Source organism: Polaromonas sp. CG_23.6 (assembly GCF_029892315.1).
Taxonomy (GTDB): Bacteria; Pseudomonadota; Gammaproteobacteria; order Burkholderiales; family Burkholderiaceae_C; genus Polaromonas.
Map to the genome: position 1 here is coordinate 3,617,561 of NZ_JARXUY010000001.1, position 19,509 is coordinate 3,637,069.

Genomic DNA, 19,509 nt, shown 5'->3' on the forward strand with positions numbered 1-19,509 from the left:
TCTGTAAAAGCTAGCGCGCCGCCCGCGTGAAGACAAAAATCCCGGCAATCACCAGCACTGTGCCGGCAGCTACCCATGCGGTGAACGGCTCGCCCAAAATGACCACGCCCATCAGTATGGTGGACAGCGGGCCGATCATGCCGGTCTGGGCGGCCAGGCTGGCGCCGATGCGTTCAATCGCCATCATCACCATCAGCACCGGCACGGCGGTACACAGTGTGGCGTTCAGCAATGACAGCCAGATCACCTCGGGCGCCACCACTGCGGCGCTCATGGGGCGCAACAAAACGAATTGCAGCAAGCAGCACAAACAAGCCACGCTGGTGGCCAGGCCGACCAGACGCATCGAGCCCAGGCGCTTGACCATCTCGCCGCTGTACACCAGGTACAGCGCATAACTGATGGCACTGAAGAACACCAGCAGCGCACCCCAGGCGGCTTCGCTGCCCTGCAACTTGATCTCGTGGCCAAAGACCAGGGCCACGCCGGCATAGCTGATACCCATGCCGATGAGGTGCAGCGGCGCAATGCGCCGCCGGTAAAACACCAGGCCCAGCAGCAGGACCAGGGTCGGATTGAGGTACAGAATCAGCCGCTCCAGCGAGGCGCTGATATAGGCCAGACCGGCAAAGTCCAGGAAACTGGCCAGGTAGTAGCCGGTAAAGCCCAGCCAGACCACACCCAGCCAGTCCTTGCGGGTCAGCGGCGGCTTGCCCCGGCTGGCCCACCAGGCCATCAGTGCAAAAATTGGCAGCGCAAACAGCATGCGGAACATGATCAGCGTGACGGCATCCACGCCATAGCGGTAAGCCAGCTTGACGATGATCGCTTTGCCGCTGAAGGCAATCGCGCCAAAACTCGCCAGCAGCAACCCTGTTGCTATGCTTTTGGGAGCTACTTGAGCTTTATCTGATTGCGCTGGAGGCCTATTTGATTCAGAAATATTGTTCAAGGTGTGTGTTATTCACGACGGCTAGGCAACCGAAAAATTTTGCATGTCGCAAGTCCCCAAGTTTGGCACGGGCCGGGCGGCGGGCGGCATCTAGCATTCGGGCGGCGCTCCACGTCATTGACGAAGGCCGGCCAGTCCCCGGCGGCTTGTCGCTGTGAATTGGCCGCGTCCATGAAAAACGGCACCCGAAGGTGCCGTTTTTGCAGTGGCCGTCAGGGCGCCAGCATCATTCTTCGACGAAGGCTTCTTCGCGCTTGTTCTTCACGGCCGGAAGCAGCACGATCACCAGCATCAGTACCGCAACTGCCAGGAGGCCGGCAGAAATCGGACGGGTCACGAACACGCTCCAGTCGCCGCGCGACAGCAGCAATGCCCGGCGCAGGTTCTCTTCCATCATTGGGCCCAGGATGAAGCCCAGCAGCAAGGGGGCGGGTTCTGCCCCCAGCTTGACAAAGATATAGCCAATGATGCCGAACAGACCCACCATCCACACGTCCCAGGTGTTGTTGTTGGTCGAGTACACGCCGATGGCGCAGAACAGCACGATGGCCGGGAACAGGTAGCGGTAGGGAACAGTCAGCAGCTTGATCCAGATGCCGATCAGCGGCAGGTTCAAAATCACCAGCATCGCATTGCCGATCCACATCGAGGCGATCAGGCCCCAGAACAGTTCGGGATTGCTGGTCATGACCTGCGGGCCCGGCTGGATGTTGTGGATGGTCATGGCGCCGACCATCAGCGCCATCACGGCGTTGGGTGGAATGCCCAGTGTCAGCAGCGGAATGAAGGAGGTCTGCGATCCGGCGTTGTTGGCCGACTCGGGAGACGCCACACCACGGATGTTGCCTTGGCCGAAAGGCACTTCGCCCGGCTTCATCTTCATCTTTTTTTCCAGCGCATAAGCAGCAAAGGCCGACAGCAAGGCGCCACCGCCGGGCAAGATTCCCAGCGCGCAACCCAGGAAAGTGCCGCGCAAAACGGCAGGCGTCATGTCCTTGAAGTCCTGCTTGGTCGGCCATAGCCCCGACACGCCAGCGGTGAACACTTCGCGCTCACTCTCTGGCTGGGCCAGGTTGCTGATGATCTCGCCGTAGCCAAACACGCCCATGGCGATCACCACGAAGCCGATGCCGTCGGTCAGTTCCGGAACGTCAAAGCTGAAACGCGCCACGCCCGAATTCACGTCCGTACCGACCAGGCCAAGCAGCAGGCCCAGCACGATCATGGCGATGGCTTTCAGCAGCGAACCCGACGCCAGCACCACGGCACCAATCAGGCCCAGGGTCATCAGTGCAAAGTATTCGGCCGGGCCAAACTTGAAGGCCAATTCGGTCAATGGAGGCGCGAAGGCCGCCAGAATCAAGGTACCAACGCAGCCTGCAAAGAAAGAACCCAGACCGGCAGCCGCCAGCGCCGGTCCCGCACGGCCTTTTCGGGCCATCTGGTAGCCGTCAATGCAGGTGACAACCGAGGACGATTCTCCCGGTAAATTGACCAAGATAGCCGTGGTCGAGCCGCCATATTGGGCGCCGTAGTAAATACCGGCCAGCATGATCAGCGCAGACACCGGCGGCAGTGCGTAGGTGGCCGGCAGCAGCATGGCGATGGTCGCCACCGGGCCGATGCCGGGCAGCACGCCAATCAGCGTTCCCAAAATACAGCCTACCAGGCAATACAGCAGGTTGATCGGCGTGAAGGCCACGCCGAAACCCAATGAAAGGTGTTCAATCAGTTCCATTTTTAATTCTCCTTAGCCGGTGATGAACTCGGGCCACACTGGAAACTGCAATTTCAGCGCAATCACGAAAGCAAGGTAACTGCCCACGGCAAGCACCGTGGCCAGAATGAACGTGGCCTTGAACTTCCAGCCTTCTTCAGCCATGCTGGCAATGAAGGTCAGCGCATAAATGGCAATGATCAGGCCCATTGCTGGGATGCCAAAGTACGGCAAGCCGGCAAGCAGCGCACCAAACACCAGATTGGCCAAAATCACGAAAAACAGCGGCTTCCAGGCCCATTTGCCAATTTTGTCGCCACCCATGGTTTCAACCACCAGCGACTTGAAGGTGATGGCCGCGCCCAGGATCGTCATCAGGACACCCAGGTAAAGCGGGAAGTAACCTGGCCCCATGCGCGCACCGTTACCCACGTTGTATGTCGTGGCCCCCCAGGCAAACGCCACCCCGACGCCCATAAACATAAGACCGGAAAAAAAGTCTTTTTGACTCTTGATATTCACGGTTTGTCTCCTTTATAAAAAATTGAACCTGCATCTCAATCTTTCATTGTGCTTTCAATTACCAGCACAAAAAATGTGGCTTTCACTTATGTACAGAGTGATCTAAAGAGACCTCGGCGCAACCAAATTCAGCGGTGGAGTTGGCGCTCAAAAAATATCCATGCCCTGCTGACACAAAAAAGCCACCCCAAGGGTGGCTTTTTCAAGGTCAATGCGCACGCCTCTTGTGCGTGCTCGCAACTTCACTCTTCAACGAAAGCTTCTTCCCGCTTGCTTTTCACTGCGGGCACCAGCACGACCAGCATCAGCAACACGCAGGCCACCAACAGACCGGCAGAAATCGGACGGGTGGCAAAAGTGCTCCAGTCCCCGCGCGACAGCAGCAGCGCCCGGCGCAGGTTTTCCTCCATCATGGGGCCCAGAATCAGGCCCAGCAACAAGGGCGCCGGCTCGGCGCGCAGTTTGTGGAAGATATAGCCCACCACGCCAAAAAACCCCACCACCCAGATGTCCCAGGTGTTGTTGTTCGTCGAATACACACCAATCGAACAAAACAGCACAATTGACGGAAACAGGTAGCGGTAAGGCACGGTCAGCAGTTTGATCCACATGCCGATCAGTGGCAGATTCAGGATAACAAGCATCGCGTTGCCAATCCACATCGAGGCAATCAGGCCCCAGAACAACTCGGGGTTGCTGGTCATGACCTGCGGGCCGGGCTGGATGTTGTGAATCATCATGGCGCCCACCATCAGCGCCATCACCACGTTCGATGGAATGCCCAGGGTCAGCAGCGGAATGAAAGACGCCTGAGCACCTGCATTGTTGGCCGCTTCGGGGCCGGCAACGCCGCGAATATTGCCCTGGCCAAACGGCACTTCACCGGGACGACCCTTGACTTTCTTCTCAATGGTGTAGGCGGCAAAAGCCGACAAGGTGGCGCCGCCACCCGGCAAGATGCCGAGCGCACAACCAAGCGCTGTTCCGCGCAGCACGGCGGGCACCATGTCCTTGAAATCCTGCTTGGTCGGGAACAGGCCCGCCACCTTGATGTCAAACACCTCGCGCTGGGTTTCGCGCTGCGCCAGATTGCTGATGATTTCACCGTAGCCAAAAATACCCATCGCAATCGCCACGAAGCCGATGCCGTCGGTCAATTCGGGAACGTCAAAGCTGAAGCGTGGCACGCCAGAGTTCACGTCGGTGCCCACCAGGCCGAGCAGCAGGCCCAGCAAGATCATGCCAATGGCCTTGAGCAGTGAGCCCGAGGCCAAAACCACCGCTCCGATCAGGCCCAGCAGCATCAGCGCAAAATATTCGGCGGGACCAAACTTGAAGGCCACTTCCGTCAGCGCAGGCGCAAAGGCGGCGATCATGACGGTGCCCACGCAGCCCGCAAAAAACGACCCCAGTCCGGCAGCTGCCAGCGCCGGCCCTGCCCGTCCTTTTTTGGCCATCTGGTGGCCGTCAATTACCGTGACCACCGACGACGACTCGCCAGGCAGATTCACCAAAATGGCCGTGGTCGAGCCGCCATACTGCGAGCCATAGTAAATACCGGCCAGCGCAATCAGCGCCGACTCGGGCGGCAGCGCGTAGGTGGCGGGGAGCAGCATGGCGATGGTCGCCGCCGGGCCAATGCCCGGCAATACGCCGATCAGTGTTCCCAACAGGCAGCCAACCAGCGCGTAGATCAGGTTGATCGGCGTGAATGCCACGCTGAAACCCAAGGACAAATTTGCAAGCAGATCCATTTTTGTCCTTATCCGGTGATGAATTCAGGCCACACCGGAAATTGCAGCGCCAGCGCCAGTACAAAAACCAGGTAACTGCCAATGGCCAGCGCGGTGGCCAGCATGAACGTGGGCACGAATTTCCAGCCGGCTTGCGCCATGCTGGCAATAAATGTCAAAGCGTAAATCGCCACGATCAGTCCGAAGGCAGGCACATCCAGACTGCGCACACCGGCCAGCAATACGCCAAACACAAAGTTGGCGGCAATCACATAGAACAGCGGGCGCCATGCCCATGCGCCGATCTTGTCCTCGCCGGGGGCGTCTCCACCCAGCGCATTGAAAGTAACCACGACCCCCACCAAAGCCATCAAAGCACCCAGCATCAGGGGAAAATACCCGGGTCCCATGCGCGCGGCGTTACCCACCGTGTAGTTGGTGGCACCCCATGCAAATGCCACGCCGCAGACCATGAACATGACTCCCGAATAAAAATCGGGTTGACTCTTTATGTGCACTATTTGTAGCCTTTGTGTAAAAAATGAATCTGCATATTGTGCAGGCAACAATTTTTTCACTTCAGATGGCTTACCCCTAGCTGACAAAAAAATATTAAATTCAGCAGATTTCCATTTTCAGCAGATGGGGGCAGATCAGGAAAGAGAGGGCGTGGTCGCGAGGATTTCTTCGATGGTGGTCAGGCCTTCGGCGACTTTCAGTGCACCGGCCAGACGCAGCGGCCGCATGCCTTCACCGATCGCCTGGCGGCGCAAGGTGTCGATGTTGGGCTCTTTTGAAACTTTGTCCTTGAATGCTTCCGTCACGGTCAGCAACTCGTACAGCCCCATGCGTCCCCGGAACCCGGTCATCCGGCAATCAACGCAGCCCACCGCTTTATAGGGCAGGTAGCTGCCCGTGATCTGCCAGGGCTTGACCATTTCGGCCAGCGTTTCACGCTTGGCATTTTCGTCAGGTTGGCGGCACTGGCTGCACAGTGTGCGCACCAGCCGCTGGGCCAGCACGCCGAGCAGCGTGGCGTTGATCAGGTAGTTCGGCACGCCAAGTTCCATCAGCCGCGAGACCGCCGACGGCGCATCGTTGGTGTGCAATGTGCTGAACACCAGATGACCGGTGAGCGCCGCCTGCACCGCCATTTCGGCAGTGGGCAAGTCGCGAATCTCGCCGACCATGATGATGTCCGGGTCTTGCCGCATCAGCGAGCGCAGTCCTTCGGGAAAGCCGAAGTTCAGCATCGGCTGGACCTGCGTCTGGTTGAAGGCGGGTTCGATCATCTCGATCGGGTCTTCGATCGTGTTGATATTGACCTCTTCGGTGGCCAGCCGCTTGAGCGTCGAATACAGCGTCGTGGTCTTGCCCGAGCCGGTCGGCCCGGTCACGAGCACGATGCCGTAGGGGCGCTTGACCAGCTGCTCCCAGCGCTCGGCGTCGTGCAATGAAAAACCCAGCGCATCGAGGTTCTTGACCGTCGTGTCGGGGTCAAAAATGCGCATCACCATTTTTTCGCCAAAGGCCGTCGGCAGCGTGGACAGGCGCATCTCGATTTCTTCCCCGCGCGGGTTGCGGGTCTTGATGCGGCCATCCTGCGGCCGGCGCTTTTCGACCACATCCATGCGGCCGAGCAATTTGATGCGCGCCGTCATGGCATTGTGGACGGCCATTGGCAGCTGGTACACCGGATGCAGGATGCCGTCGATGCGAAAGCGGATCACGCCCTGCTCGCGGCGCGGCTCCAGGTGGATGTCGCTGGCGCGCTGGTCAAAGGCGTACTGCCAGAGCCAGTCCACCACCTGCACCACGCCCTGGTCATTGGCGTCGAGCTGGCGGTTGCTCTTGTTCAGCTCGACCAGCTGCTCGAAACTGGCCGAACCCGAGCCGCCGCTCGACTTGAGTGCGGCCTTGACCGATTTGGCCAGCGCAAAGAATTCGGCCGTGTACTTGCTGATTTCCAGCGGATTGGCCACCACCAGGCGCACGCTGCGCCGGGACTGGCGCTCGACCTCGGGCACCCAGTCGGTGACGAACGGGTCAGAGGTGGCAATCACCAGCTCCTGCGGCGTGACCTGCACCGGCAGCACCTTGTGGCGCTCGGCATACACCGCCGACATGGAGTCAGCCACCTTGCCCACATCGACCTTGAGCGGGTCGATGCGCAAATACTTCAGTCCCGCACACCCGGCCAGCCACTCGCTGATGGCTTCGGCATCCAGCGGCTTGCCATCCTGGAGCCGTTTCATGCCGATGCTGGCCAGCCTGACGACCGGATGCTGGGCGCTTTGCACCTGAGAACAGCGGGCGATGGTGCGCTGGGCATCGGCGGTGCTGATGAGGCCATCCTCACCCAGCCATTCAACCAGCTTGCGCCAGTCCAGATGCCCGGCATGCAGCCTTCCAAAATCCGGATTCAAGGGGGGTTTTTGGGGATGCGCAACGCTCATGAAGGACTCTTCAACACAGGGTTTGTTAAAAAAAATGGAAAGTCAAAACACCGGCCTGAAAAGCCGCAGCCATTTTTTGGCCGGCAAGTCCCAGCGCGACTCAATGATGCCGGCGCGCTGCAGCAACTCCTCGCGCTCCGGCCGCGTCGGCTCGAACTGGGCCAGCACCACGGTGTTGCCCTCGCGCGTCGGCCGGAAGGCCCAGATCGACTCGGGACCAAAGGCTTCGGCCATTTTGACCAGCGAGGCTTCGTAACTCGAATCGCGGCCAAACAGGTTGACTGTCATCACGCCGCTTTCTGTCAACAGTTCGCGGCAGTTGGCATAAAAATCGGCATCGTCGAGTACTGGCGCGGCCGCTTCATGGTCGTACAGGTCCACATGCAGTAAATCAACCGTGCCACGGTGCGCTGGTTTTTTGATTTCATCAGCCGCATCGGCTTCGATAACGCGAAGCCTTGAATCGTCGCGCGGCAGCTTGAACCAGAGCCGGCAGGCGGTGACCACCTGCGGGTTGATCTCGATGGCGGTGGTTTTCATGCGCAGCTTTTTGTGGCAAAACTTGGTCAGCGCCGCCGACCCCAGCCCGAGCTGCATCGCCTGCTTTTTGGCCACCGATTCGGCGTCCAGGAACAGCAGGCCGGCCATCATGCGCTGCACATACTCCAGCTCGATGTCATAAGGCGCGTCCTTCAGCATCGAGCCCTGCACCCATTCGGTGCCCAGATGCAGAAAGCGCACATCGCCGAAGTCGGAAAAGTTGACTTCGGGCAGGACCCGGGCATTAGGATTTTCTTTGGTTGACATGGCAGCAATCGAGGGAGTTTTTTAGTGCAAGCGCCACAGGCGCAACCCCATTTTCACCTCATGCCAGCGGCGCGTCCGAATCGGCTGTGTCGGCGGCATGCACATGCTTGCGCAGGCGCAGCAAGGCCTGGGCTTCTCGCAGGCCGGCGCGGACCAGGATGTCGTCGTCGGGCAGGCCGGCGTCCAGCCAGCGCACGATGCATGAATTGCGCAGCGTCATCGGCCCGGCATGGGCCAGCACGGTGTCGGGGTAGCGCGGCCCCAGGGTATTGCTCACATGCCGGTTGGCCAGGTGAAACAGTGCGCGCGGCGTCAGCCGGCCGGCCTTCTTGCGCGAGACAAACAGCGGCGTGCCGGCGTCCTGCGGCAGCGGCAGCGTGGCGCGCACGGTGAGCCAGGCCAGCACGGCGGTGCTGGCTTCTACAGGCAAGGTGATGCGCCGGTCTTGCGCCTTGCGGGCACCGCTCAGGTCGAGCATCACCGCCGGTGCTTCTCCGCCGGGCGCTGTTTCCTCAGTGGGCCAGAGTTCGGCCACACCATGGCTGGAACCCAGGCGGGGATGCTGTACATCGCCGATGTCCAGCCCCGCCAGTTCGGCCACCGTCAGGGCCGACTGCATCATCAGGCGCAGGATCGCCTGGTCGCGCACTTCCAGCCAGGGCTGGTCCTGCGGCGGCGGGTCGATGGGCGGCGCCACGGCCTGCAGCAGTGCATCCCAGTCAAGCGCATGGAACACCAGCGAATCCATCTGCTCGGTGGCCGACACCGACGCGCCCGCGTCCACCGGGTTGTCAGCCACCCAGTCCTGGGCCTGGGCAAAGGCATAAATTTTCTTCAGCACGCGGAAGTAGCGGCGCTGCGTCACGGTGCTGACATGCAGCATGCCGCGCGCCTGCCCGCGCGGGCTCAGTGCTTCAAGGTAGGCACGCACGTCGATTGACTTGGCCTCGTTCCAGGCCAGCGGGCCGTGCGTCGTCAAATACTCGGTCCAGCCGGTCCAGAGTGAATGGTAGGACGCCAGCGAGCGTGGCGACAGGCCGCCCTTGCGCTGGGTGGCGCGCTCCAGCGCCCAGGCCTTGAAAACGTCTTCAGTGGTGAGGGGAAACGGAAGTTTGCTCATTGCTTGTCGGTCAATCCATGTTGCTCAAAAACCTCGCGCCAGGCGGAGAGCTTGCGCTCAAACGACCAGGACGCATTGGCCGGGCTGGTCGATGGCAAGCGGTGAAATAGTACCCCCACGCTTTTCACTTCGTGTAATGCGCTGCCCCCCGAGGGGGCTGCTGCGCCTGCAGTCCGGCAAAGCCGGTCCTGCGGCCCCTGCTTGGCCACAGGGGATGCCGGGGTTGTCAGCGCAGCACTGACATGGCGCGCATGTTTAAAGCTTTCGCCGCCGTTGTGCGCAATCGCCAGCAGGTCGGGGCACCAGCAGCGCAGCTGCGAAAAATCATTCACCTGCGGCTGGCGGATGCGGCTGTCCAGGCTGCCTTCTCGCTCGCAGGCGGCATACACGTCCCACAGGCCCAGACCCCTGTCCAGCAGCCACTCGCTACGTATTTTATAGCTATTGGCACCCGTAGGCATTGCGCAAGAGGGCCAAATGGCTTGCAAAATTGCCCAGAACCGGTTTTGCGGATGGCCATAGTATTGCTGCGCCGCCAAAGAGGCCACGCCGGGAAAACTGCCCAGAATCAACAGCCGCGTGTTGCCGGACACCAGCGGCGCCATGCCGGTCAGCACGGCATCAATGCCTGGAGCTTGGGAAAAGCCTGCAGCGCATTGGCCGTGGTGGCCCGCGCCAGCGCTTCGGGCGTCAAGCCGCGAAGCTGCGCCAGCACGCCGGCAATGCGTGGCAGTTCGGCCGGCTCGTTGCGCCCTTGGCCCTGCCCGTCCTGCCGCTGCGCTGCAGTGCGGTAGCGCCAGTGCGGCGGAATGTCAGGCGAATCAGTTTCCATGACCAGCGCCTCCAGCGGCAGGCAACTGGCCAGACGCCGGATCTGCAGCGCCGAGTCAAACGTCACGTTGCCACCAAAACCGAGCTTCAACCCCAGCTTGATGAATTCAGCCGCCTGCTGCTCGCTGCCGTTGAAGGCATGGCCAATGCCGCGCCAGCCGCCCCCGGGCTTGAGATCGCGCAGGTGCTTGAGCAGCTTGTCGGCCGAACGCCGCACATGCAGCATCACCGGCAGGCCGTGCTGGCGCGCCAGCTTGAGCTGCTCGCGGTAGAAAAATTCCTGCCGCTCGCGCATCGGGCTTTGCTTGAGCGCCGGCTCGAAATAATCCAGCCCGATCTCGCCGACCGCCACCAGGCGCGGATCGTCCCGGCGAAGGTGCAATTCCGCATCCAGCGCCTGCAGGTCGGCCTCCTGCGCGCCGGGCACGCACAGCGGGTGGATGCCCAGCGCATAGCTGTCCGAAAAGCGATGCGCCAGCTGCCGGACCGCCTCGAAGTTGCCTACCGCCACAGCCGGCAGCACGCAATGCGCCACGCCTTCGGATGCAGCGCGCGCGCGCATGTCGCCCCGATCGGCGGAAAACTCTGCGGCGTCAAGATGGCAATGCGTGTCAATCCAGAAGGTCATGAAAGTAGTGGTGAAGGGACGGGCCTGTATTGGCTTGGTCCTGCATGTTGACATACAAAGGTAAGCTGCATAGCGCCTGTTTTTTTCAAAGCAAATGCCGCACAGGGTATGGCATTGCCACGCCAACCCGTGCTTCTTGAGACCAGTTGAAACAAACCGAAAGCGCTTGTTTCAACAATCCCCTGGCAAGGCTTTGAGTGAGTGCAGCAAAGCAGAAATCATGATACGGTGCATTTCTTGTCCCGCTGGTTTCTCCACATTACCCCACAGGTGAACGGATGCGCAGGCCTGCCCTTTACAGTAGTTCCCAACGCCAGCGTCCTGCGCCGGCGGGTTCAAACACCGACGAGCCTGCAACGCCAAACGGTGCTTCGCAGGCGCCGCCAGAAGACAATCGGACAGGTCAGCCTCAATCAGTTGCCACTCGCCTCCTGCGGCACCTGTCCCTTCACAACATCCACCTGCTGTGGTCGGTGGTCGGGTTGCTGGCACTGCTGCTGGCGATCAGCCTGTTCTCTTCGATGCAGCCTGGCGCCCGCAAGCTGACCCAGAAGGACATCAACGCCGCCGTGCTGAAGACCCTGGAAACGACTGTGCTTCCCTCGCCGGCGGTCAAAGCCTACGAAGCCATCATTCCGTCGGTGGTGCGCGTGACCGGGCTGGGCAAGCCAACCAAGGACAAGGACGGCGACGAACATGCCGACCGCAGCGTGGGCACCGGCGTCGTCATCACGGACAAGGGCACCATCCTGACCAACCTGCATGTGGTGCAGGGCGCGCAAACCATCAAGCTCACCTTTGCCGACGGACTGGAATCCACCGCCAGCATCACCGGCGTGCAGCCCGAGAACGACCTGGCGGTGCTGCAGGCGCACAAGATTCCCGACGACCTGATGGCTGCCACGCTGCGCTCGACATCCGACCTGGCGCCGGGCGACGGCGTGGTGGCCGTAGGCTATCCCTTCGGCATTGGTCCGTCGGCCTCCAGCGGCATCATCTCGGGGCTCAAGCGCAGCTTTCGCTCGCCTGACGGACAACAGGTCATCACCAACCTGATCCAGTTCGATGCCGCCGCCAATCCCGGCAACTCGGGCGGCCCGCTGGTCACCCTGGAAGGCGAGGTGATCGGCATCGTCACGGCCATCTACAACCCCAACGGTCAGCGCTCTTTTGTTGGCATCGGTTTTGCAGTGCCGATTGAAAATGCCGCCTCGGCCGCCGGGATGACTCCTTTTTGACGTGTTTTGAAAGGTTTTTTCCATGGATTCGAACCATTTTGAGCATTCGGCGGCTGCCAGTCACGACACCGCGCAACTCATGGAGCAGATCCTCTACGAGGTCAAGCGCGTGGTGGTCGGGCAGGACCGGTTTTTGGAACGCGTCATGGTTGCCATCCTGGCGCAAGGCCATCTGCTGGTTGAAGGCGTCCCCGGTCTGGCCAAGACGCTGACGATCAAGACGCTGGCGCAAACCATCAACGGCCAGTTCAAGCGCATCCAGTTCACGCCCGACCTGGTGCCCGCCGACTTGGTGGGCACGCGAATCTACAACCAGAAAACCGGCGAGTTCACGACCTCGCTGGGCCCGGTGTTCACTAACCTGCTGCTGGCCGACGAGATCAACCGGGCGCCGGCCAAGGTACAGAGCGCGCTGCTGGAGGTGATGCAGGAGCGGCAGGTGACGATTGCCGGCATAACGCACCACGTGCCCGCGCCATTCCTGGTCATGGCCACGCAAAACCCGATTGAAACCGAAGGCACCTACCCGCTGCCCGAGGCGCAGGTGGACCGCTTCATGATGAAGGTGGTGGTCGACTACCCCACCGACGAGGAAGAGTTCGTCATCGTCCAGCGCGTCACCGGCCCGGCGGTGTCGGTGTCGGCCGTGGCGACTACCCTGCAGCTGGCTGCGCTGCAGGCCGAGTGCCGGCGCGTCTATGTCGATCCGTCGCTGGTGCAGTATGCGGTTCGGCTGGTGTCGGCTACACGCAACCCGGGCAGGCATGGCCTCGATGAGCTGGCGCGTTTCATCACCTTCGGCGCCAGCCCGCGCGCCACCATCAACCTCACCGAAGGTGCACGCGCCCTGGCCATGCTGCGCGGCCGCAGCTATGCATTGCCCGAAGACATGACCGACCTGATCCCCGACGTGCTGCGCCACCGCCTGGTGCTGTCGTACGAAGCGCTGTCGGAAGGCTTTTCCGCCGACCGGATCGTGGAAAAAATCATGGCCAGAATCCCGCAACCCGCCAAGCCGCTTGCGCATGAAAAACTTGCGGCCTAGAGTGATGAGCCCCCACGCTCCGCCGCTTCGCGGGTCGCTGCCCCCCGAGGGGGCCGCCCCGCCTGCGGCCCGGCAAAGCCGGTTCCGTGGCCGGTGCTTGGACAATCGGGGAATTTGCCATGCCTAGGCTTTCACACGCTGTACCACCACCGGTGGCGCCAGCCCCTGCCGAAAGCGCTGACCATCTTCTGCGCCGGCTCGAATGGACGGTATTGCGCCGGCTGGACGGGCTGCTGCAGGGTGACTACCGCACGCTGTTTCGCGGCACTGGCATGGACCTGGCGGACCTGCGGGAATACCAGTTCCATGACGATGTGCGGCATATCGACTGGAACGTCACGGCGCGGCTGCAACAGCCGCATGTGCGCGTGTTCACTGAAGACCGCGAGATGAGCGCATGGTTTTTGCTGGACTTGAGCCCGTCGATGGATTTCGGCTCCGGTGAAATCGCCAAGCGCCAGGTGCTGACCGACTTCGTGGCCGTGCTGGCGCGCTTGTTGACGCGCCATGGCAACCGTGTCGGTGCAATGCTCTACGGCGCCGGCGTCGATACCACGCTGCCGGCGCGCAGCGGCCGCCCCCATGTGCTGAACCTGCTGCACACCCTGCGGTCGCGGCCGCAAACGCCCAGCGCGGGTCCGACCCGCCTGCATGAACTGCTGGCGTCGGCCGCCAACCTGGTACGCCGCCGCTCAACCGTGTTCGTGGTGTCCGATTTCATCACCGAAGCGGGCTGGGAAGCGCCGCTGGGGCAACTTGCCCAGCGGCATGACGTGGTGGCGGTGCGCCTGCTCGACCCGCTGGAACTCGAATTGCCCGACCTGGGCCTGATCCCGATTGTCGATGCCGAAACCGGCGAACAGTTGCTGGTTGATACCCACGATGCCGGCTTTCGCAAACGCTTTGCGCGCATCGCGGCCCAGCGCGAAGCCGACCTGCGCCAGGCGCTGGGAAATGCGGGCGTTGACACGTTGGAACTTTCAACCGACGACAACCTCGCCGACGCCATCCTGCGTTTTACCGACCTGCGCAAACAACGCAGCCGCCTGTCCGGCGCTTCTGGAGCGGCAGGCCGTCTGCCGGCCCACCTGGCGCGTGCAGGCTAAACAGCGTGGAAATATCACCATGACACTTCCCATGACTTTTCTCTGGCCGCAGTTCCTGTGGCTGCTGCTGGCCCTTCCATTGCTGGTTGCCGTGTATCTCTGGCTGCTGGGCCGGAAGAAAAAAATGGCGCTGCGCTATGCCAGCCTGTCCATCGTGCGGGAAGCCATGGGAAAGGGCCAGGGCTTTCGCCGGCACATCCCGCCGCTGCTGTTTTTGCTGTCGCTGGCCGCCATGCTGGTGGCATCGTCGCGCCCGTTCGCCGTGGTGACGCTGCCGTCGCAAAACGAAACCATCATCCTGGCGATGGATGTGTCGGGCAGCATGCGGGCAACCGACGTGCAGCCCAACCGGCTGGTGGCGTCGCAAAATGCCGCCAAGGCTTTTTTGGCCGACCTGCCGCGCAGCGTGCGGGTCGGCGTGGTGGCCTTTGCCGGCACCGCCGCCGTGGTGCAACCGCCGACCTTAAGCCGTGAAGACCTGACGACGGCGATTGACAAGTTCCAGCTGCAACGCGGCACAGCCATCGGCAACGGCATCGTCGTGTCGCTCGGCGAGTTGTTTCCCGACGCCGGCATCGACCTGGAAACGCTCGAAACCGGCAACGACCGCAAGCGCGGCCTGTCGCTCGACCAGGCCGGCAAGAACGACGCCAGCAGCAAAAAACCATTCACGCCCGTCGCACCCGGCTCCTACAGTTCGGCCGCCATCATCCTGCTGACCGACGGCCAGCGCACCACCGGCGTCGATTCGCTCGACGCGGCCAAGGCAGCGGCGGACCGGGGTGTGCGGGTCTATACCGTGGGCGTCGGCACGGTCGAAGGCGAGACCATCGGCTTTGAAGGCTGGTCCATGCGCGTCAGGCTCGACGAGGAAACCCTAAAGAGCATTGCCCGCGCCACCCAGGCCGAATACTTTTATGCGGGCACGGCGGGCGACCTGAAAAAGGTCTACCAGACGCTCAGTTCCCGCTTGACGGTGGAGAAAAAGGAAACCGAGATTTCCGGGCTGCTGGCCTTGGTCGCTGCCCTTCTGGGCTTGCTGTCAGCCGGCCTGTCGCTGCTCTGGTTCAACCGGATTCTCTGACGCCCTTCAAGCCATTCTTGACAGGCGTTTTCAAGAGAAATAAGCCGTTTGCGCAATACGGGCGGGCGCAGTCAGCTATTTTTTTAATAGCATCCTACTTTTTTGCCGATTTCTTCCTTTTGGGGGCCGCAGCCTTGGGCATCAGCGCATCAGTCCAGGCCTTGGTCGCCTGACGGGTGTTCTTGGCGGCTTCGCGCTTGACGGCGGCCGTGGCCTGGGCGCGGGCCGATCCGGCGATCTTGTTGGCGCCACTCAAAAACATGCTCATAAACGGATTTTTCATGACCGCTACTCCTTAAAAAATGGACGGCTTTTTCATTGGCTACTTCAATAGCCTTCACTTTCAGTAAAACAATTCAGCCAGATCGACGGTGGAACGCTTGCCAATGTCGCCATGATTCGCTTCCAGCCAGGCCTTGGCCCGCTGGCGACCCATATTTTTCAGCAGTTCAAAAAACTCCATGTTGGCCGCAAGCTTGGTTTCGGTCTTGAACGCATTCATTTGTTCCGGCGCATCGATCACATGGAAATTCAGGCGAACCAGTCGCCTTTCGATCCTTCCGACAGGAAAAAACGATTCGCTGGCGTAGTCACGGGCATGGGCAAACATGCGCATTTCCCGCAGAAAGGTTGAATTGAAAGCCAGTTCAAGTACGCGGTCCTTGATTTCCTGCACGCTGTTCGGCGTGCGCTGGTATTTCAGGGGGGTGAGCAGAACCATCAGAATATCCGTGCTCTTGCATTCGTAAACCAGCGGAAAAACCGCCGGATTGGCCGCATAACCGCCATCCCAGTAGGGCTCGCCTTCAATCACGACTGACCGCGCCATCTGCGGCAAGCAGGCAGAGGCCAGAATCGCATCCGCGCTGATTTCCGGCGAGCGGAACAGCCGGACCTTGCCTGAGTTGGCGTTGGTCGCGGCAATGTAGAGCTTGACCGGGCTGTCGCGTCGAAGACGCTCGAAGTCCACCTGCGCCAGCAAGATCTTGCGCAGCGGGTTGACATCGAAGGGATTGAGTTGTTGCGGCGAAAAGTAATGGGCAAACTGCAACATCATCTTGAAGGCCGGCACCAGCTTGACATCCTGCCCGTCCCTGGACGGCGTGGCAATTTCAAACGGCAGGCTTTCCGCCACCTGGCGCCAGAACGCCTGCAGCGCGGCCCGCGCACCTTCGCGGCCACCGGTCATCAGGCCCTGCGCCAGGACGATGGCATTCATGGCGCCGGCACTGGTGCCGCTGACACCTTCGAAGCCGGTTCGGCCGTCTTCCAGCAACTGGTCGAGAACCCCCCAGGTGAAGGCGCCATGTGCGCCCCCGCCCTGCAGGGCGAGGTTGATGGTTTGCTGGCTGCGTCTTCCAAAAAGCAAAGTGCGTCCTTGTCGGTGCTTGCACGCCAGGCCTGAGGTTCAGACAAAGCATGCGACTATGTTGCAGTGCAGCATAGCATTGCAGACCGGGAGTCACTGCGTCAGGAATTTTCCTGAAATCCCGACAGGCAAGCACCCGGCAACGCTGCGGACACCGGTTCAGGCGATGACATGGCATTCGCGCCGCAGCAACGCCAGGGCATCCTTGCGCGCATAGGTCGAATCGCTTTGCAGCGTCGGGCCGGCCTCTTCGACAAAGTCCTCCCACAACTGCAGATACGCGTCCTGGTGCTCGGCAGGCGCATGGTCAACGATGTACTGGCTGGCCAGATCGGGCCTGAACCCCGGCTCGGCACCTGGCTTTTGAATCTTGCGGACCAGTGCTGCAGCGGCTTTTTCAGTCAGGACGGTTTTGGGCGTGGCACCGGCGGCCACACACAGCAGCAGCGTCAACAGCGAGCCGTCGTCGCAGTTGCCACCCGTCACCTTGTCCCAGGCAAGGGAGACCGACTGCTCGTGGTAATGCATCTCGCTGGCGATGTCTTCAATCCAGAAATAGCGGCCGAGCAATGGCGCATGGTGGTGTTCGCTGTCATTGGCAAACAGCGCCCGGGCGGTCAGCGCGCTGTCCAAAATTTGTGGCAGGTCGGCCAGCACGGACTGGCGCACGGCCTGCACCACGTCCCGGAATTCATCTGGCAAGTCCTTCGGAATCGTCAGGGACAGCGTCTGCGCACGGGCGCTGGCGGCCTTTTGGGTCTTGGCGTCGGTGAGCGCCCGGGCAGCTTGGTATTTCTTGCGCAGGTCGGCCACCATTTTTTCAAACTCGACCCAGTCCGGCATTTCGGTGTGCCGCGTGGCCAGCGCCAGCAAGGCGCTGCGGATCACCGCTTCGGCATGGGTGTGCGCCTCTTCCAAGGCGTCGATGTCCAGGCCGAGTTGCCCGGCCAGCCAGACGGCGGCTTCTTTCTCATGCTGGATAGGCTGGCGACGGGCCAGTTCGGCCTGGTAATCGGCCAGGCTTTTCAGCGACCATTCGGCCAGCCCTTTGGGCGGGCCACCGGCATCAAGGCTGCTGTCCAGACTGGCATGAAAACCCGTGCTTTCGGGCAGCGCGAGCAGGGCGCGGAGCATGTCCGAGCCGGCCTTGGAGCGCGACATGAAGGAATGGTCGCGCAGCAACTCAGCGGCCTGCCGCAGGTCGCCGCCACTGGTGCTTTCGAGGGACAGGCTCACCAGGTTAACGATGCGGTCCCTGGCCTTTTCAATGTCCGGACGCAGGAACTCGTTGCCGAAATAGCGCGCAATCTGCACCATGCCCTTGGGCGCATCGGTACGGATGGCGTCGAGTTTGTGGCTGTCGAGCATGCCGTTTTGCACGCCAAACTGCAGCGCTTTTTCAAAAAACGGCCGCGCATCGTAGAGCGAAACCGACGCAGCGGAAGCAGTGGGCGCAGAGGAATCTGAAGCGTTCATCGTCATGGTCAAGGCGTGCGGTCTGGACGGCAAGCGCGTCAGATGGCCGATTCCTCGTCAGAGTCGCGAGCGACCGGCGTGGCCTTGCCCCGGTCGGTGTCGCCGGTCTCGACCTTGCCGTCGTCTTCGTCATCGAGCGACTCGTCGTCCTCGGCTCCCAGGTCATGGGCACGCGCCTTGGCCCGCAACACGGTGAGCATCTCGATGAACAGGTCCGGGTTCTGGTAGCGCAGCAGCCAGGCCAATTCCATCCAGTCGTGGTCGGCCACCTCGTCCTGCTCGACCTGTGGCCGTTCATAGCTTCTGGCCTGCAGGTCGGCTTTCGAGATCAGCTCGCCGGTGTCTTTCATCGCGTCAAAGCTGCCATTGAAGGCAAAGGCCTCGATGCGGTCCCATTTGTCGGTGAAGTAGTCGGCCAGCGCCTCGCTGCCGCCTTCGAGGTCGCCAATGGCGTTGATGAACGTCAGCGGGTCGGCGTCTTCGCGGAAGATGATGGCGTTCATCATGCCGCGCAGATGGGTGCGCGTCAGGTCCTTGTACTGCTTTTCAATCACCACGGCGCGCGCAAACTGCTCGGGAGTGACCAGCAGGTTGACGATGGATTCCTTCGAGTTGTCGTACTCGCGGATGACCGCCAGGATGTCCTTGGCCGGCAGCATGTCGAGCACGACCATCAGCGCGGCATCACCCTGGGCATCGGCCAGTTCGACCAGCGCGGATTCGGCGCCGACGATGTCGCCAGCGGCAATGAGAAGCTGGGTTTTTTCAATCAGGGCGAGATGGTTCATAAAGGCTTGAAGTCGCTTGGTTTGGTTTTTTGACGGTGCATGCAGAAATACAGCTGGTAATCAGTCCTTGTGGTCAAAGCCCTGACCTTCAAGCCAGCTGGCGCCTGCTTCCTTGCGCTCCCGGGCGTCGCCGCGGACTTCATCGCTTTCGTGGTCGTTGAAATCGTCAAAGCCATCGCTGTCGTCGTCCTGATCGCTGTCATCGTCCTCGTCGGTGTCCTGCCCGGCGAGTGCCTTATCGGAATTGTCCGGCTTGTCCGCCATGTACTGCAGGCCCGCCGCCACTGTCAGGAACCATTCGCCAGCAGGCGCCTTGAGGATAATTTGACTCAGGTCGCGGGCCCACGGCGTCAGCTCGATGCCCCCGCACACGTGGGCCCAGTCGGGCAGTTCATCGGCTTCACGGCTGAGCAGGTGCTCCATCAACGCAGGCTCGGTGAAGCGCAGGCCCTGGTGAAAAATGACCGCCACCATTTCAGGGCTGAGTTCCATCATTTGCACCAGAAAACCGATTTCCTTGCGCTTTTCGCCCAGTCGCTGACGCAGTACGTCGCGCCCGTCGGAGTCAAACGTCAGGTCGTCCATTTCAGCGCGGTAGGCTGTGCGCAGGTTGCGGAAAAACGGGGAAATAGTCATG

At 61.3% G+C, this 19,509-nt stretch carries 19 protein-coding genes; 4 read left to right on the forward strand and 15 right to left on the reverse strand.

The features are described 5' to 3' along the window. Positions 1–10: 10 nt before the first annotated feature. The 10 genes from H4V98_RS17120 to H4V98_RS17165 all read right to left on the reverse strand — a co-directional run bounded on the left by H4V98_RS17120 (position 11) and on the right by H4V98_RS17165 (position 10,766). The gene (locus H4V98_RS17120; protein WP_280757861.1) at positions 11–943 is read right to left on the reverse strand and encodes a DMT family transporter; all 933 of its coding nucleotides are present in this window, start codon (positions 941–943) and stop codon (positions 11–13) included. A 235-nt stretch (positions 944–1,178) separates the two neighbouring features. Continuing rightward, positions 1,179–2,690, reverse strand: coding sequence for a tripartite tricarboxylate transporter permease (locus H4V98_RS17125; protein ID WP_196864081.1), 1,512 nt, complete (start codon positions 2,688–2,690; stop codon positions 1,179–1,181). Between the two features lie 12 nt (positions 2,691–2,702). Beyond that, positions 2,703–3,191 (reverse strand): tripartite tricarboxylate transporter TctB family protein, encoded by a 489-nt coding sequence (locus H4V98_RS17130; protein WP_196864080.1) that lies wholly within the window; start codon positions 3,189–3,191, stop codon positions 2,703–2,705. 242 nt (positions 3,192–3,433) lie between these two features. Continuing rightward, complete coding sequence (locus H4V98_RS17135; RefSeq protein ID WP_196864079.1) at positions 3,434–4,945, reverse strand: tripartite tricarboxylate transporter permease; 1,512 nt, start codon at positions 4,943–4,945, stop codon at positions 3,434–3,436. 8 nt (positions 4,946–4,953) lie between these two features. Next, positions 4,954–5,442 carry a tripartite tricarboxylate transporter TctB family protein gene (locus tag H4V98_RS17140; protein WP_196864078.1) on the reverse strand — a complete coding sequence of 163 codons (489 nt, stop codon included), beginning with the start codon at positions 5,440–5,442 and terminating at the stop codon, positions 4,954–4,956. A gap of 135 nt (positions 5,443–5,577) precedes the next feature. Then, positions 5,578–7,380, reverse strand: a complete 1,803-nt coding sequence (locus tag H4V98_RS17145; RefSeq protein ID WP_196864077.1) for a GspE/PulE family protein — start codon at positions 7,378–7,380, stop codon at positions 5,578–5,580. 42 nt (positions 7,381–7,422) lie between these two features. Next, a complete protein-coding gene (locus tag H4V98_RS17150) occupies positions 7,423–8,187 on the reverse strand; it encodes a spermidine synthase (RefSeq protein ID WP_196864076.1) in 765 nt (254 codons plus the stop codon). A gap of 58 nt (positions 8,188–8,245) precedes the next feature. After that, the gene (locus H4V98_RS17155; protein ID WP_196864075.1) at positions 8,246–9,307 is read right to left on the reverse strand and encodes a site-specific integrase; all 1,062 of its coding nucleotides are present in this window, start codon (positions 9,305–9,307) and stop codon (positions 8,246–8,248) included. Next, the gene (locus H4V98_RS17160) at positions 9,304–9,912 is read right to left on the reverse strand and encodes a DNA-deoxyinosine glycosylase (RefSeq protein ID WP_196864149.1); all 609 of its coding nucleotides are present in this window, start codon (positions 9,910–9,912) and stop codon (positions 9,304–9,306) included. The genes H4V98_RS17155 and H4V98_RS17160 overlap by 4 nt, the downstream gene beginning before the upstream one ends. Positions 9,913–9,917: 5 nt before the next feature. Then, complete coding sequence (locus H4V98_RS17165) at positions 9,918–10,766, reverse strand: TatD family hydrolase (protein ID WP_196864074.1); 849 nt, start codon at positions 10,764–10,766, stop codon at positions 9,918–9,920. Between the two features lie 278 nt (positions 10,767–11,044). On the opposite strand from H4V98_RS17165, the gene H4V98_RS17170 reads away from it, so the two are divergent. The 4 genes from H4V98_RS17170 to H4V98_RS17185 all read left to right on the forward strand — a co-directional run bounded on the left by H4V98_RS17170 (position 11,045) and on the right by H4V98_RS17185 (position 15,239). Beyond that, positions 11,045–12,004, forward strand: coding sequence for a trypsin-like peptidase domain-containing protein (locus H4V98_RS17170; RefSeq protein WP_280757758.1), 960 nt, complete (start codon positions 11,045–11,047; stop codon positions 12,002–12,004). Between the two features lie 22 nt (positions 12,005–12,026). Next, complete coding sequence (locus H4V98_RS17175; RefSeq protein ID WP_280757759.1) at positions 12,027–13,049, forward strand: MoxR family ATPase; 1,023 nt, start codon at positions 12,027–12,029, stop codon at positions 13,047–13,049. Between the two features lie 119 nt (positions 13,050–13,168). After that, positions 13,169–14,155, forward strand: coding sequence for a DUF58 domain-containing protein (locus tag H4V98_RS17180; protein ID WP_196864071.1), 987 nt, complete (start codon positions 13,169–13,171; stop codon positions 14,153–14,155). 31 nt (positions 14,156–14,186) lie between these two features. After that, on the forward strand, positions 14,187–15,239 hold the full coding sequence (locus tag H4V98_RS17185; RefSeq protein ID WP_280757862.1) for a VWA domain-containing protein: 1,053 nt from the start codon (positions 14,187–14,189) through the stop codon (positions 15,237–15,239). Positions 15,240–15,333: 94 nt separating this feature from the next. On the opposite strand, the gene H4V98_RS17190 is transcribed toward H4V98_RS17185, so the two are convergent. The 5 genes from H4V98_RS17190 to H4V98_RS17210 all read right to left on the reverse strand — a co-directional run bounded on the left by H4V98_RS17190 (position 15,334) and on the right by H4V98_RS17210 (position 19,508). Then, entirely contained in the window at positions 15,334–15,522 is a 189-nt protein-coding gene (locus H4V98_RS17190; protein WP_280757760.1) for a hypothetical protein, read from the reverse strand. A gap of 60 nt (positions 15,523–15,582) precedes the next feature. Continuing rightward, positions 15,583–16,608, reverse strand: coding sequence for a patatin-like phospholipase family protein (locus tag H4V98_RS17195; RefSeq protein WP_280757761.1), 1,026 nt, complete (start codon positions 16,606–16,608; stop codon positions 15,583–15,585). Between the two features lie 159 nt (positions 16,609–16,767). Further along, complete coding sequence (locus H4V98_RS17200; RefSeq protein ID WP_280757762.1) at positions 16,768–18,090, reverse strand: hypothetical protein; 1,323 nt, start codon at positions 18,088–18,090, stop codon at positions 16,768–16,770. Positions 18,091–18,122: 32 nt separating this feature from the next. After that, on the reverse strand, positions 18,123–18,872 hold the full coding sequence (locus H4V98_RS17205; protein ID WP_196864068.1) for a hypothetical protein: 750 nt from the start codon (positions 18,870–18,872) through the stop codon (positions 18,123–18,125). 60 nt (positions 18,873–18,932) lie between these two features. Continuing rightward, positions 18,933–19,508, reverse strand: coding sequence for a hypothetical protein (locus H4V98_RS17210; protein ID WP_280757763.1), 576 nt, complete (start codon positions 19,506–19,508; stop codon positions 18,933–18,935). Position 19,509 lies beyond the last annotated feature (1 nt).

Excerpts from the sequence above, each read along its gene's own strand:
- H4V98_RS17175 (WP_280757759.1), top strand. The coding sequence starts at position 12,027 with ATGGATTCGAACCATTTTGAGCATTCGGCGGCTGCCAGTCACGACACC.
- H4V98_RS17190 (WP_280757760.1), bottom strand. The coding sequence starts at position 15,522 with ATGAAAAATCCGTTTATGAGCATGTTTTTGAGTGGCGCCAACAAGATC.
- H4V98_RS17125 (WP_196864081.1), bottom strand. The coding sequence starts at position 2,690 with ATGGAACTGATTGAACACCTTTCATTGGGTTTCGGCGTGGCCTTCACG.
- H4V98_RS17150 (WP_196864076.1), bottom strand. The coding sequence starts at position 8,187 with ATGTCAACCAAAGAAAATCCTAATGCCCGGGTCCTGCCCGAAGTCAAC.
- H4V98_RS17135 (WP_196864079.1), bottom strand. The coding sequence starts at position 4,945 with ATGGATCTGCTTGCAAATTTGTCCTTGGGTTTCAGCGTGGCATTCACG.
- H4V98_RS17160 (WP_196864149.1), bottom strand. The coding sequence starts at position 9,912 with ATGGCGCCGCTGGTGTCCGGCAACACGCGGCTGTTGATTCTGGGCAGT.
- H4V98_RS17165 (WP_196864074.1), bottom strand. The coding sequence starts at position 10,766 with ATGACCTTCTGGATTGACACGCATTGCCATCTTGACGCCGCAGAGTTT.
- H4V98_RS17145 (WP_196864077.1), bottom strand. The coding sequence starts at position 7,380 with ATGAGCGTTGCGCATCCCCAAAAACCCCCCTTGAATCCGGATTTTGGA.
- H4V98_RS17170 (WP_280757758.1), top strand. The coding sequence starts at position 11,045 with ATGCGCAGGCCTGCCCTTTACAGTAGTTCCCAACGCCAGCGTCCTGCG.
- H4V98_RS17210 (WP_280757763.1), bottom strand. The coding sequence starts at position 19,508 with ATGACTATTTCCCCGTTTTTCCGCAACCTGCGCACAGCCTACCGCGCT.
- H4V98_RS17155 (WP_196864075.1), bottom strand. The coding sequence starts at position 9,307 with ATGAGCAAACTTCCGTTTCCCCTCACCACTGAAGACGTTTTCAAGGCC.
- H4V98_RS17185 (WP_280757862.1), top strand. The coding sequence starts at position 14,187 with ATGACTTTTCTCTGGCCGCAGTTCCTGTGGCTGCTGCTGGCCCTTCCA.
- H4V98_RS17200 (WP_280757762.1), bottom strand. The coding sequence starts at position 18,090 with ATGACGATGAACGCTTCAGATTCCTCTGCGCCCACTGCTTCCGCTGCG.
- H4V98_RS17180 (WP_196864071.1), top strand. The coding sequence starts at position 13,169 with ATGCCTAGGCTTTCACACGCTGTACCACCACCGGTGGCGCCAGCCCCT.
- H4V98_RS17205 (WP_196864068.1), bottom strand. The coding sequence starts at position 18,872 with ATGAACCATCTCGCCCTGATTGAAAAAACCCAGCTTCTCATTGCCGCT.